At 71.3% G+C, this 12583-nt stretch carries 12 protein-coding genes; 4 read left to right on the plus strand and 8 right to left on the minus strand.

Annotation, left to right across the window (positions count from 1 at the left end):
- Positions 1-11: 11 nt before the first annotated feature.
- The 4 genes from FB00_RS13825 to FB00_RS13840 all read right to left on the minus strand — a co-directional run bounded on the left by FB00_RS13825 (position 12) and on the right by FB00_RS13840 (position 5498).
- Complete coding sequence (locus tag FB00_RS13825; protein WP_047233504.1) at positions 12-1646, minus strand: ABC transporter ATP-binding protein; 1635 nt, start codon at positions 1644-1646, stop codon at positions 12-14.
- A gap of 156 nt (positions 1647-1802) precedes the next feature.
- Positions 1803-2897 (minus strand): BMP family lipoprotein, encoded by a 1095-nt coding sequence (locus FB00_RS13830; protein ID WP_047233505.1) that lies wholly within the window; start codon positions 2895-2897, stop codon positions 1803-1805.
- Between the two features lie 226 nt (positions 2898-3123).
- Positions 3124-4353 carry an amidohydrolase gene (locus FB00_RS13835; protein ID WP_047233506.1) on the minus strand — a complete coding sequence of 410 codons (1230 nt, stop codon included), beginning with the start codon at positions 4351-4353 and terminating at the stop codon, positions 3124-3126.
- Positions 4350-5498, minus strand: coding sequence for a mannose-1-phosphate guanylyltransferase (locus FB00_RS13840; protein ID WP_047233507.1), 1149 nt, complete (start codon positions 5496-5498; stop codon positions 4350-4352). The genes FB00_RS13835 and FB00_RS13840 overlap by 4 nt, the downstream gene beginning before the upstream one ends.
- 233 nt (positions 5499-5731) lie before the next feature.
- On the opposite strand from FB00_RS13840, the gene sdhC reads away from it, so the two are divergent.
- The 4 genes from sdhC to FB00_RS13860 all read left to right on the plus strand — a co-directional run bounded on the left by sdhC (position 5732) and on the right by FB00_RS13860 (position 9243).
- Positions 5732-6115, plus strand: coding sequence for a succinate dehydrogenase, cytochrome b556 subunit (sdhC, locus tag FB00_RS13845; protein WP_081772373.1), 384 nt, complete (start codon positions 5732-5734; stop codon positions 6113-6115).
- On the plus strand, positions 6115-6576 hold the full coding sequence (locus FB00_RS13850; RefSeq protein ID WP_047233508.1) for a succinate dehydrogenase hydrophobic membrane anchor subunit: 462 nt from the start codon (positions 6115-6117) through the stop codon (positions 6574-6576). The genes sdhC and FB00_RS13850 overlap by 1 nt, the downstream gene beginning before the upstream one ends.
- A gap of 67 nt (positions 6577-6643) precedes the next feature.
- Positions 6644-8476 carry a succinate dehydrogenase flavoprotein subunit gene (gene sdhA / locus FB00_RS13855; RefSeq protein WP_047233509.1) on the plus strand — a complete coding sequence of 611 codons (1833 nt, stop codon included), beginning with the start codon at positions 6644-6646 and terminating at the stop codon, positions 8474-8476.
- Positions 8476-9243 (plus strand): succinate dehydrogenase iron-sulfur subunit, encoded by a 768-nt coding sequence (locus FB00_RS13860; protein ID WP_047233510.1) that lies wholly within the window; start codon positions 8476-8478, stop codon positions 9241-9243. Before sdhA ends, FB00_RS13860 begins: the two co-directional genes overlap by 1 nt.
- Positions 9244-9347: 104 nt before the next feature.
- Here the strand turns inward: FB00_RS13860 and FB00_RS13865 are convergent, their stop codons facing one another.
- From FB00_RS13865 to FB00_RS13880, 4 genes are all read right to left on the minus strand, one after another.
- Positions 9348-10502 carry a YihY/virulence factor BrkB family protein gene (locus FB00_RS13865; RefSeq protein ID WP_047233511.1) on the minus strand — a complete coding sequence of 385 codons (1155 nt, stop codon included), beginning with the start codon at positions 10500-10502 and terminating at the stop codon, positions 9348-9350.
- Positions 10503-10512: 10 nt separating this feature from the next.
- Positions 10513-11076, minus strand: a complete 564-nt coding sequence (locus FB00_RS13870; RefSeq protein ID WP_047233512.1) for a 2'-5' RNA ligase family protein — start codon at positions 11074-11076, stop codon at positions 10513-10515.
- A complete protein-coding gene (trpS, locus tag FB00_RS13875) occupies positions 11073-12164 on the minus strand; it encodes a tryptophan--tRNA ligase (RefSeq protein ID WP_082141314.1) in 1092 nt (363 codons plus the stop codon). The genes FB00_RS13870 and trpS overlap by 4 nt, the downstream gene beginning before the upstream one ends.
- A 71-nt stretch (positions 12165-12235) precedes the next feature.
- Positions 12236-12583: a twin-arginine translocase TatA/TatE family subunit gene (locus FB00_RS13880; RefSeq protein ID WP_047233513.1), complete on the minus strand. Its 348-nt coding sequence runs from the start codon at positions 12581-12583 to the stop codon at positions 12236-12238.

Here is a 12583-nt window from a genome sequence, read left to right on the forward strand (position 1 = left end):
GGCCTTCTGGGTCACTGGATCTCCTCCTCGCGGGCGTCGGCGTCAGCCAGGTCGACGTCGACCCCGGCGCTCGACGGCGCGTCTCCCGCCTCGATGTCGGCCTCGCCGAGGGTGGTGCGGTGCTCGGCCGCCTGCGTGACGGCCTCGTCGAGCGGGACCCCCGCCATCATGAGCCCCAGCACGTCGCGGTCCGTGTCGCCCGGGACGACGCCGACGATGCGGCCGCGGTACATCACGGCGATCCGGTCCGCGAGGGCGAGCACCTCGTCGAGCTCGGTCGAGACGATGATCACCGGGGTGCCGTTGTCGCGCTCCTCGACGACGCGCTTGTGGACGAACTCGATCGACCCGACGTCGAGCCCGCGCGTCGGCTGCGACGCGATGAGCAGGCGCAGCGGGCGCGACATCTCGCGCGCGAGGACGACCTTCTGCTGGTTGCCGCCGGAGAGGTTCCCGGCGGGCACCTCGACCGTCTGGGTGCGGACGTCGAACTCGACCACCCGCTGCTCGGCGTTGTCGCGGATAGCGGCCCGGTTGAGCGCGCCGCCGCGCGAGTAGGGGGGACGGTCGAAGAGGTCGAGGACGAGGTTCTCCTCGACGGAGAACGTCCCGACGATGCCGTCCGTGCTCCGGTCCTCCGGGACGTACCCGACACCGGCGGCGAGGACGTCCGACACCCCTCGGCCGACGAGCTCCTTGCCGTCGAGCGTGATGGAGCCGGCGACGGGCCTGCGCAGGCCCACGATCGTCTCGGTGAGCTCGGTCTGCCCGTTGCCCTGGACGCCCGCGAGGACGAGGATCTCGCCGCGCGCGACGTCGAGGCTCACGCGGTCGACGACCGCGGTGTCGAGGTCGTCCATGACCGTGAGGTCGGTGACCCGGAACGTCGCGTCGCCCGGCTCGGCGGGCGCCTTCTCCACGCCGAGCGAGACGGACCGGCCGACCATGAGGGAGGCGAGCTCGGTCTCGCTCGCGCTCGGGTCCGCGGTCCCCACGACCTTCCCGCGGCGGATGACCGTGATGCGGTCCGCCACGGCGCGCACCTCGCGCAGCTTGTGCGTGATGAAGACGATCGAGGTCCCCGCGGCCTTGAGCTGGCGCATGATCGCGATGAGCTCGTCGGTCTCCTGCGGGGTCAGGACCGCGGTCGGCTCGTCGAGGATGAGCACGCGCGCGTCGCGCGAGAGCGCCTTGATGATCTCGACGCGCTGCTGCACGCCGACCGGGATGTCCTCGACCATGGCGTCCGGGTCGACCTCGAACCCGAAGCGGTCGGAGATCTCCTGGACGAGCCGGCGCGCGCGCCGGGCGTCGATGAGACCGGCCCCCTTCACGGGCTCGTGCCCGAGCGCGACGTTCTCCGCCACCGAGAAGACCGGGACGAGCATGAAGTGCTGGTGCACCATCCCGATCCCCGCTGCCATGGCGTCGCCGGGGCCCGTGAACGCGACCGGCCGGTCGTCGACGAGGATCTCGCCGTCGTCCGGGTCGTACAGGCCGTACAGCACGTTCATGAGCGTGCTCTTGCCCGCACCGTTCTCGCCCAGCAGGGCGTGGATCTCGCCTGGCTCGATCACCAGGTCGATGTGGTCGTTCGCGACCAGGGACCCGAACACCTTCGTGATCCCGCGCAGCTCCAGCTTCACCGGGCGGCCTCTCTGAGAACAGGGAACTCCATCGAACCGTACTTCCGTCGCGCCGTCGCCTCATGACGACGGTGGCCCGGGCGGGCTCGCCCGGGCCACCGTCCCGCCGGTCCCGGCAGCCGCAGGGGCCGCGGGACCGACGGTCTCAGAAGGTCGTCACGGGGTGTTGGTCGACTCCACGACCAGGTCCCCGGCGATGATCTGCTCCTGGTACTGGGCGAGCATGTCCTGCAGCTCGGCCGGCACCTTGTCCTCGAAGTCGTGGAACGGCGCGAGGCCGACGCCCTCGTTCTCGAGCGTGCCCACGTAGGGCTCGTTGGTGAAGTTGCCGTCGACCGACTCGCTCACGGTGTCGAAGACCGCCGGACCGATCTGCTTCATCACCGAGGTGATGATGATGTCGCCGTACTCCGTCGTGAGGAAGCCGTCCGAGTCGACCCAGATGATCTTCGCGCCGCCGCTCTGCGCGGCGGCTGCCGCACCGAGACCCACCGGGCCGGCGACGGGCATGATGATGTCCGCGCCCTGGTCGATGAAGCCCTGCGCGAGGTTCTGGCCGTTCGCCTGGTTGTCGAAGTCACCGGTGAAGGAGCCCGTCTGGGCCTCCTTGTCCCAGCCGAGGGTCTTGACCTCGGTGCCGTTGTCCTCGTTGTACTTCGCGACGCCGTCGACGAAGCCGTCCATGAAGATGGCGACCGACGGGATCTGGATGCCGCCGAACGTGGCGACGGTGCCCGTCTCGGTCATGCCCGCCGCGAGGTAGCCCGCGAGGAACGCGGCCTCGGCCGTGTTGAAGAGGATCGGCTTGGCGTTGTCGATCTCGACCGGGTTGAAGTCCGCGTCGGAGAACGACGAGTCGATGAGCGCGAAGTTCGTGTCGGGGTTGGCCTCGGCCGCCGCCTGGATCGGGTCCTCGAGGAGGAACCCGACGCCGATGACGAGGTTGCAGCCCTGCTGGACGAGGTTGTCGATGTTCGGCGCGTAGTCCGTGTCCGCCGAGGACTCGACCTCGGTGGCCGTGATCCCGAGCTCGGACTTCGCCTGCTCCAGGCCCTCGAAACCGGCCTGGTTGAAGGACTGGTCGTCGAACCCGCCGGCGTCGGACACCATGCACGCGGAGAAGTCGGAGTTGCCGCCCGCGGTGTTCTCGCCGCCGCCGGTCGTCTCGTCGTCCTCGGGTGCGGCGCCGCACGCGGCCAGCGCGAGCGCGGCGACGGCCGCGAGCGCGGTGACCTGAGTCGCTCTCTTCACCTGATAGCTCCTGTCGTTCTCGTAGCAGGGCCGCGCAGGGAAGGACCCCTGGGTCCTCCCGAGCGTCGTTGCACGGGAGGACCGGTCCGTCGGCCTCTATAGGACCGAACACTAATCAGCCGGAGGGGTCCTGCACGTTACTTGTCGGTAACGCCGCTGCTTCGTTATGCAAGCGTCACTTTGCGTCTGAGGCGTGACACACCCCTGTCCACGGGTCGGGACCGCTTCACCCGTCCTGACCGGCCGCGACACGGGCGAGCAGCCGCATCCCCGCGTCCACCGCGCGCTCGTCGACCTGGAGGTCGCCCTGGTGGATGTCGTAGCTGCGCCCACCGGGGGTCCGCGTGCCCAACCGCGCCATCGCGCCCGGGACCTTCGTGAGGTACCAGGCGAAGTCCTCGCCGCCGAGCGACTGCTCGGTCAGGAGGATCGAGTCCGGGCCGAGGACGTCGCGCGCCGCCGCCTCGAGCAGGCCCGTGCAGCGCTCGTCGTTCTCCACGGGCGGGACGCCGCGCGTGTGGTGCACGGTCACCTCGACCTCGTAGGGCGCGACGACCTGCTCGACGGCGTCGTGCAGCACCTGCCCCGCGAACTCCCACGCGCGCACGTCCAGGCAGCGCAGCGTCCCGCGCACCGTCCCGGTGCTCGGGATCGCGTTGTGCGCGGACCCCGCGTGCACGGCGCCCCACGTGAGGTTCACGCCCGAGCGGGGGTCGAGGCGCCGGCCCAGCACCGCCGGGACCTGGGTGATGACCTGCCCCAGCGCGTAGACCACGTCACCCGTGAGGTGCGGTCGCGAGGTGTGCCCACCGGGGGACGCGATGGTCACGGAGACCTCGTCGGACGCCGAGGTGATCGGACCGATGCGCGTCCCGATGCGGCCCACGTCGACCTTGGGGTCGCAGTGCACCGCGTAGATCTCGTCCACGCCGTCCATCGCGCCCGCGGCGAGGACGTCGAGCGACCCGCCGGGCTGGACCTCCTCCGCGGGCTGGAAGACGAGCCGCACGCCGCGGCGCAGCTCGCCCTGCGCGTGGAGGTCGGCGAGGACCAGGCCGGCCCCCAGCACCACCGCGGTGTGCACGTCGTGGCCGCAGGCGTGCGCCACGCCGGGGACCGTCGAGGCCCACGGGAGGTCGCACCTGTCCTGGAGCGGCAGCGCGTCGAGGTCGGCGCGCAGGGCCACGCGCCCGGGCGACGACGCGTCGTCGGGCGTCCCGGTGGCCGTCACGCCCCCCGGCTCGGGGCCGACGTCGCACACGAGGCCCGTGCCCGGCAGGAGCCGCGGCTCGAGCCCCGCGGCCCGCAGCCGCTCCGCGAGCAGCGCGGTCGTCCGCGTCTCGGCGCGCGAGACCTCCGGGTGGGCGTGGATGTCGCGGCGGATCGCCACGACCTCGTCCACGTGGCGCGCGGCGGCGGCGGCGATACGGGAGGCGAGGGTCACGTCGGCGGTCACAGGAGCTCGTCCATCCCGAGCTCGCGCACCGTCTCGACCATCGACTTCACCTGCTGGGCCCGGGCGCGCGTGGTGACGAGCAGCGCGTCCGGGGTGTCGACGACCACGACGTCGTCCAGGCCGAGCACCGTGACGACGCGATCGCTCGCGGGCACGACCACGGACCCGGCGCTCTCGCGACGGACGACGCGACCCGTGTCGCCGAGGACCTTCGATCCGGCGCCGTCGACCGAGGGCAGCAGCGCGGCGAGCGAGTTGAAGTCGCCCACGTCGTCCCACCCGAACGTGCCGGGCACCACCGCCACGCCGCCGACGGCGGCGACCGGCTCCGCGACGGCATGGTCGATCGCGATCCGCTCGAGCGCGGGCCAGCGCTCGGCGAGCACGCGGCCGCGGTCGGGACCGTCCCACGCCGCGGCGATCGCGCGCAGGCCGTCGTGCAGCTCCGGGCGCTGGTCCGCGAGGTGCCCCAGGAGGACGGACGACCGGACGATGAAGATGCCGGCGTTCCACCGGTACTCGCCGGACGCGAGGTAGCGCTGCGCCGTCGTGGCGTCGGGCTTCTCCGTGAACCCGCGCACGTGCTGCGCGCTCGGCGCCCCCGTGACGCCGAGCGGCGCGCCGCTGTGGACGTACCCGAACGCCGTCGACGGTCGGGACGCGGCGATGCCGATCGTGACGACGTAGCCCGCGCGGGCCGCCTCCACCGCCTCGCGGACCGACGACTCGAACGCGTCGCGGCCCGTGATGACCTGGTCCGCGGCGAACGACCCCACCACCACGTCGCCGTGCCGCTGCTCGAGGACCGCTGCGGCGAGGCCGATCGCCGCCATCGAGTCGCGGGGCGACGGCTCCGCCAGGACGTTCTCGGCCGGGAGCCCCGGGAGCTGGGTGCGCGCGGCGGCGACGTGCCGGTCCCCGGTGACGAGGACCACGCCCTGCTCCCCCGCGAGCGGGACGAGCCGGTCGACCGTCGCCTGGAGCAGCGAGCGGCCCGAGCCGGTGAGGTCGAGGAGGAACTTGGGCGAGCCCGCGCGCGAGAGCGGCCACAGCCGCGTGCCCGCCCCTCCCGCCGGGACGACGGCGTGGAAGCCGGGGATCGGCGACGCGGCCGCGGCGGACGAGGGGTGAGGCGAAGAGGCCATGGGGGCAGCATAGTGAGGCGCGCAGTTCCCCCGCGGGCTGTGGGATCAGTCACAAACCCCCCGCGCAGGGCCGTTCCGCCGCCCCGGGCGGTCCGCATCATGACGCCGATGTCACTATGGTGGAAGCCCAGAGACCGATGCCGACGACGGTCCCGCGGTCCGGACTGAGGGAGTTCCGGGCCACGTCCGGAACGTGACATCTCCCCCTGATCTCGCCACAGGAGGCCCCCAAAGTGCCCAGTGCACCAGCTGGCACGCTCTACCGCGGCCGTGAAGGCATGTGGTCGTGGGTCGCGCATCGCGTGACCGGCGTGCTCATCTTCTTCTTCCTGCTCGTCCACGTGCTCGACACGGCGCTCGTCCGGGTGTCGCCCGAGGCCTACAACGCCGTCATCGGGACGTACCAGACGCCGATCATGGGCCTGGGCGAGGCGGGACTGGTCGCGGCCATCGTGTTCCACGCCTTCAACGGCATCCGCATCATCCTCGTCGACTTCTGGGCCAAGGGCCCGCGGTACCAGCGCACCATGCTCTGGATCGTCGTCGGCCTGTTCGTCGTGACGATGGCCGGCTTCCTGCCGCGTCACCTCATGAACGTCTTCGGAGGGGGGCACTGATGTCGACCACGACCACGGCCTCGGCGGTAGCGAGCCCGCGCGACCCGTACAAGCGCCGCAAGGCCACGCGCAGCAACTACGAGCTGTACAGCTGGATCTTCATGCGCGCCTCCGGCGTCGTGCTGATCGTCCTCATCTTCGGGCACCTCTTCGTCAACCTCATGGTGGGCGAGGGCGTGCACGCGATCGACTTCGGCTTCGTCGCCGGCAAGTGGGCCTCGCCGTTCTGGCAGATCTGGGACCTGCTCATGCTGTGGCTGGCCATGTTCCACGGCACCAACGGCGTCCGCACGATCATCAACGACTACGCCGAGCGTGACGGCACTCGCCTCGTCCTCAAGCTCGCGCTGTACCTCGCGTTCACGATCGTCACGGTCCTCGGCACGCTCGTGATCTTCACGTTCGACCCGTGCCCCGCGAACGCGCCGGCCGAGCTGCTCGCGTCGTTCTGCACGGCCTGAGCACACCCCGCAACTCGCCCCCGTCTTCACGCTCCACCCGGCTCTCTCCCAGGAGGCATCGACCCCGATGCAAACCCATCAGTACGACGTCGTCATCGTCGGCGCAGGCGGCGCCGGGATGCGCGCGGCGCTGGAGTCGTCCGGCAAGGTCCGCACGGCCGTCATCTCCAAGCTCTACCCCACGCGCTCGCACACGGGCGCCGCGCAGGGCGGCATGTGCGCCGCCCTCGCGAACGTGGAGGAGGACAACTGGGAGTGGCACACGTTCGACACGGTCAAGGGCGGCGACTACCTCGTCGACCAGGACGCCGCGGAGATCATGGCGAAGGAGGCCATCGACGCGGTCCTCGACCTCGAGCGCATGGGCCTGCCCTTCAACCGCACCCCCGAGGGCCGCATCGACCAGCGCCGGTTCGGCGGGCACACCCGCAACCACGGCGAGGCCGCGGTGCGCCGCTCCTGCTACGCCGCGGACCGCACCGGCCACATGATCCTCCAGACGCTCTACCAGCAGTGCGTCAAGCAGGACGTCGAGTTCTTCAACGAGTTCTACGTGCTCGACCTCATCACCGACCACGACCTGTCCACGGGCGAGATCCCCGACGGCGAGACCGTCACCGCGACCGGTGTCGTCGCCTACGACCTCGCGACCGGCGAGATCCACGTCTTCCAGGCGAAGGCGATCATCTTCGCCACCGGCGGCGCGGGCAAGATCTTCAAGACGACGTCCAATGCGCACACGCTCACGGGCGACGGCATGGCTCTCGCGTACCGCCGCGGCCTCCCGCTGGAGGACATGGAGTTCTTCCAGTTCCACCCGACGGGCCTCGCGGGCCTCGGCATCCTGCTGTCCGAGGCCGCGCGCGGCGAGGGAGGCATCCTCCGCAACGCCGACGGCGAGCGGTTCATGGAGCGCTACGCCCCGACGATCAAGGACCTCGCACCGCGCGACATCGTCGCCCGGTCGATGGCGAACGAGGTCCGCGAGGGCCGCGGCGCCGGGCCGAACAAGGACTACGTCCTGCTCGACCTCACGCACCTCGAGCCCGCGCACATCGACGCGAAGCTCCCGGACATCACCGAGTTCGCCCGGACCTACCTGGGCATCGAGCCGTACACCGAGCCCGTGCCCGTGTACCCCACCGCGCACTACGCGATGGGCGGCATCCCGACCAACGTCGAGGCCGAGGTCCTGCGCGACAGCCACAACGTCGTCAAGGGCCTCTACGCCGCCGGCGAGGTCGCGTGCGTGAGCGTCCACGGCTCCAACCGCCTCGGCACCAACTCGCTGCTCGACATCAACGTCTTCGGCAAGCGTGCCGGCCGCACGGCCGCCGCGTACGCCGCGACGGCGTCGTACACCGAGCTCCCGGAGAACCCCGCCGCGGCGGTGATCGCGCAGCTCGAGGAGATGCGCAACCGCCCCGACGGCGAGCGCGTCGCGGACGTGCGCAAGGCCCTCCAGGAGACGATGGACGCCAACGCCCAGGTGTTCCGCACCGGCGAGTCGCTCAACCAGGCCCTCGCGGACATCCGCGACCTCCAGAAGCGGTACAAGAACGTCTCGGTCCAGGACAAGGGTCGACTGTTCAACACCGACCTGCTCGAGGCCATCGAGCTCGGGTTCCTCCTGGACATCGCCGAGGTCACCGTCGTCGCGGCCATCAACCGCAAGGAGTCGCGCGGCGGCCACTACCGCGAGGACTTCCCGGACCGCGACGACGCCAACTACATGCTGCACACGATGGCGTACCGCCGCCCCACGTCGGCCAGCGACGTCGCCGACGGTCACGTCGCCGGCTACTTCGACCACGTCGAGGCGTTCGACGGCTACAAGGTCGCCCTGGGCTCCAAGCCCGTCACCCAGACCCGGTACGAGCCCATGGAGCGGAAGTACTGATGACTGCCACACTCGAGAGCCCCGCCCCCGAGGCCAAGGCCGGCGAGATCCCCTCGTTCGAGGTCACGCTCCGCATCCGCCGCTACTCCCCCGAGTCGGAGCACGGCGAGGACGCGTACTGGGACGAGTTCACCGTCCTGGCCCACGGCACGGACCGCGTGCTCGACGCGCTGCACAAGATCAAGTGGGAGCACGACGGCTCGCTCACGTTCCGCCGCTCGTGCGCGCACGGCGTGTGCGGGTCCGACGCGATGCGCATCAACGGGCGCAACCGCCTCGCGTGCAAGACGCTGCTGAAGGACGTCAACCCCGACAAGCCCATCACGGTCGAGCCCATCAAGGGCCTGCCCGTGGTCAAGGACCTCGTCGTGGACATGGAGCCCTTCTTCGCGTCCTACCGCGAGATCATGCCGTTCCTCATCACGTCCGGGAACGAGCCCAGCAAGGAGCGCCTCCAGTCCGCCGAGCAGCGCGAGCGCTTCGACGACACCACCAAGTGCATCCTGTGCGCGGCGTGCACGTCGTCGTGCCCCGTGTTCTGGACCGACGGCCAGTACTTCGGCCCCGCCGCGATCGTCAACGCGCACCGGTTCATCTTCGACAGCCGCGACGAGGGCGCCACGCAGCGCCTCGAGATCCTCAACGACAAGGAGGGCGTGTGGCGCTGCCGCACGACCTTCAACTGCACCGAGGCCTGCCCGCGCGGCATCGAGGTCACGAAGGCGATCCAGGAGGTCAAGCGCGCGATGATCACGCGCGCCTTCTGACCCCCCGCATGTCCCGCACGCAGGGCGCCGACCGTCACGGTCGGCGCCCTGCGTCGTCCCACCCCGGCTCGGGCGCGCGGCTCGGCGCCGCACGCGTCGGTCGGCTAGGTTCCGCGCGGGAGGCGGGCCCGACGGACCCCGCGGACGATCGGGCTCCAGGGCTTGCCGGACCCCTGGCCGGCACGGAGAAGCTCCTCCGTCGACGCGGTCACGGCGACGGAGCCCCCGGCCTCCTCGGTCGCCGCGTGCCGGGCGACCCGCACGTGCCGGGCGTCGGTCGTGGAGGTCCCGTCGACGACGGGGAGCTCGGGGCGGCCGTCACGGGCGTGCCGAGGGCCGTCGGGCTCGGGGTCGGGCGGGCGGGGCGGGTCCGCCATCCACGCGCACACCGCGAGGAGGATGCGCGCGGTGAAGTTGACGAGGACGAGGAGCGTGACGAGGACGGCGAAGGACGCGAGGAGCGCGTTCCGGCTGGCGCTGCCGGCGACGAACGACGACCCGAGGTAGCGGAGCACCCCGAACGCGACGGCGGCGGTGAGCGACCCGACGAGGAGGTCGCGGCGGCGTACGTGGACGCCCGCCAGGAGCGTGACCACCACGACGACGACCAGGGCGTCGAGCAGGATGCTCACCACCAGGCCGGCCCCGGTGACGAGGATCGCGGGTCCGCCGGAGAGCCCGAGCGCCTCCAGGAGCTGGTAGCCGATCGAGGAGACGGCGATGCTCGCGACGGCGGAGACGAGCATGCTCAGCGCCAGGAGGAAGAAGCCGAGGAGGGCGCGCGCCCGGGCGAGGACGGGGCTCTGGCCGACGTCGCTGACGCCGAACATCGTCCGGACGGCGCCGCGCAGGTGGTACATGAAGGAGACGACGGAGAAGAGGAGCACGACGCCGGCGACGATGCTCGTGACGCTCAGACCGGGCGGGAGGAGGAGGTCGTCGGGGTCGATCACGCCCTTCTCCCCGTCGACCGCGATGAGGCCGGGGACGAGCTCGTTGATCTCGCCGAACACGGCGTCCATGAGCTCCTGGCTCCCGCCGAGGACCTGCATGAAGACCGTGTAGCCGATCGTCAGCGCGGCGAAGAGGGAGAACAGGGCCGAGTAGGCGATGCCGCCGCACAGCAACGCACCGCGGGAGTAGAGGTAGCGGTAGGTCGCGCGACCGGGACGGCTGTCCTTCCACCACTCGACGAGCGTCTCCACGCGCTCCCTCGTGCGCCGGACGACGCTGGGGGCGGCGGAAGGGGGCGACGTCACGCCCCGAACCTTACGAGGCGGTCGCGGTCCCGGCATCCGCGGTGAGCGGGAAGACCTGCTCCGGACGCCACACGCCGTCGTCGCCGTGCTCGTAGAGGGAGAACCCGGCGACCTCGAACCGCGCCTCGTAGGTGGCCATCTCGTCGAACGCGGCGTCGAGCGCGGCGTCCGGCACCTCGTGCGCGACGGTCACGTGCGGGTGGTAGTTGAACCGGAGGTCCTGGGCGAGCGGACCGGTACGGATGGTGCTCTCCAGGTGCTCGCACTCGGCGATGCCCTCGACCACCTGGATGAAGACCACGGGTGAGATCGGCCGGAAGGTGGCGCTACCGCGCAGGTGGACCCGGAACGGTGCGGCGGTGGCGGCGACCGCGGTGAGGTGCGCCCGTGCCGCGTCGAGCTCGGCCGGGTCGAGCACCGTCGGCCCGAGGAGCGTGACGTGGGGCGGGATCGACCGTGCGAGCGGGTCGCCGAACCGTGCGCGCGCGTCCTGGAGCTGCGTCGCGAAGGGTTCGGGCACCTCGATCGCGATGCCGATCCGCACCTGGTCCGGCCCACGCTCCGGGAGGTTCACGCGGTCGGCCCTCCGACGGGCAGGAGGCCGACGCGGTCGTAGATGCGCGCGAGCGTCCCGGCGGCGATGTCGCGCGCCTTCTGGGCGCCCCGCGCGAGCACCGCGTCGAGCTCCGCAGGGTCGGCGAGATACGTGTTGGCGCGCTCCTGGAACGGCACGAGGAAGTCGACCACGACGTCCGCGAGGTCGACCTTGAGCCGCCCGTACCCCTGGCCGTCGTACTCGGCAGCGATCGCCTCGACGTCGCGGCCCGTGAGCGCGGAGTAGATGGTGAGGAGGTTGGACACGCCGGGCTTGGCGACCGGGTCGTACCGGATCTCGGTGTCCGAGTCCGTCGCGGCGGACCGGATCCGCTTCGCGGCGACCTTCGGGTCCTCCAGGAGCCAGATGACGCCCTTGCCGTTCGACGACGACTTGCTCATCTTCGCCGTCGGTTCCTGAAGGTCGTAGATCTTCGCGACCGAGCGCACGATGTGGGCCTCGGGCACGACGGCGGTCCCGTCGCCGAAGCGGGCGTTGAGGCGCTCCGCGAGGTCACGGGTGAGCTCGAGGTGCTGGCGCTGGTCCTCCCCGACCGGCACGAGGGCCGCGTCGTACAGCAGGATGTCCGCCGCCATGAGGACGGGGTAGGTGAACAGTCCCACGGTCGTGCCGTCGGCACCCTGCTTCGCGGACTTGTCCTTGAACTGGGTCATGCGACCGGCCTCGCCGAAGCCCGTCTGGCAGGACAGCACCCAGGAGAGCTCCGCGTGCTGCGGCACGTGCGACTGCACGAACAGTGCGGACCGCTCCGGGTCGACACCGCCGGCGAGGTACTGCGCCGCCGTGCGGCGTGTGCGCTCGCGCAGACGCTCCGGGTCAGGGTTGACCGTCAAGGCGTGGAGGTCGACGACGCAGTACAGCGCGTCGTAGGAGTCCTGGAGCGCGACCCACTGGCGCAGGGCACCGATGTAGTTCCCGAGCTGGAGCGAGTCCTCCGTGGGCTGCATGCCGGAGAGGATCCGGGGCTTGGTGCTCGTCGGGTTCCCGGTCGCCTGCGTGGTCTCCCGGACCGGTGCCGGACCGGTGTGCGTCGCCTCGATGGACATTGCCCCATTCTGACAGGTGGTACCTCGCCGGAACGAATCGCTGCCCGTCGCGCGGGCGGTCGGCGACGGCCTCAGGTGGCCTCGTCGTCGAACGGCGCCGGGCCGCCCTGCGGCACGGACGAGGCGGCCGGAGGCGGGGGCGGGGCGACCCGCTCGCGCACGGGCTCGTCGTCGAGGAGCGCCTCGCGCACGATCCGGCGCGGGTCGTACTGGCGGGGGTCGAGCTTCGACCAGTCGACGTCCCCGATCTCGTCCCCGATCTCGGCGTCCACGCGGGCCTTGGCGTCCCGCAGGTACCCGCGGGCGGACCGGACGAACGACCCGAGCTGCTCCGCGTAGCGCGGCAGACGCTCAGGACCGATGACGACGACCGCCACGACGAGGAGCACGACGAACTCGGCTCCGTTGATCCCGAACAC

Origin of the sequence: Cellulosimicrobium funkei, from assembly GCF_001019615.1 — a bacterium.
Lineage (GTDB): Bacteria > Actinomycetota > Actinomycetes > Actinomycetales > Cellulomonadaceae > Cellulosimicrobium > Cellulosimicrobium cellulans_E.

Bases quoted from the DNA above. Each gene is read 5' to 3' on its own strand.
- FB00_RS13840 (WP_047233507.1), bottom strand. From the start codon at position 5,498: ATGGCCTCTTCGCCTCACCCCTCGTCCGCCGCGGCCGCGTCGCCGATC.
- FB00_RS13850 (WP_047233508.1), top strand. From the start codon at position 6,115: ATGTCGACCACGACCACGGCCTCGGCGGTAGCGAGCCCGCGCGACCCG.
- sdhA (WP_047233509.1), top strand. From the start codon at position 6,644: ATGCAAACCCATCAGTACGACGTCGTCATCGTCGGCGCAGGCGGCGCC.
- FB00_RS13860 (WP_047233510.1), top strand. From the start codon at position 8,476: ATGACTGCCACACTCGAGAGCCCCGCCCCCGAGGCCAAGGCCGGCGAG.
- trpS (WP_082141314.1), bottom strand. From the start codon at position 12,164: ATGTCCATCGAGGCGACGCACACCGGTCCGGCACCGGTCCGGGAGACC.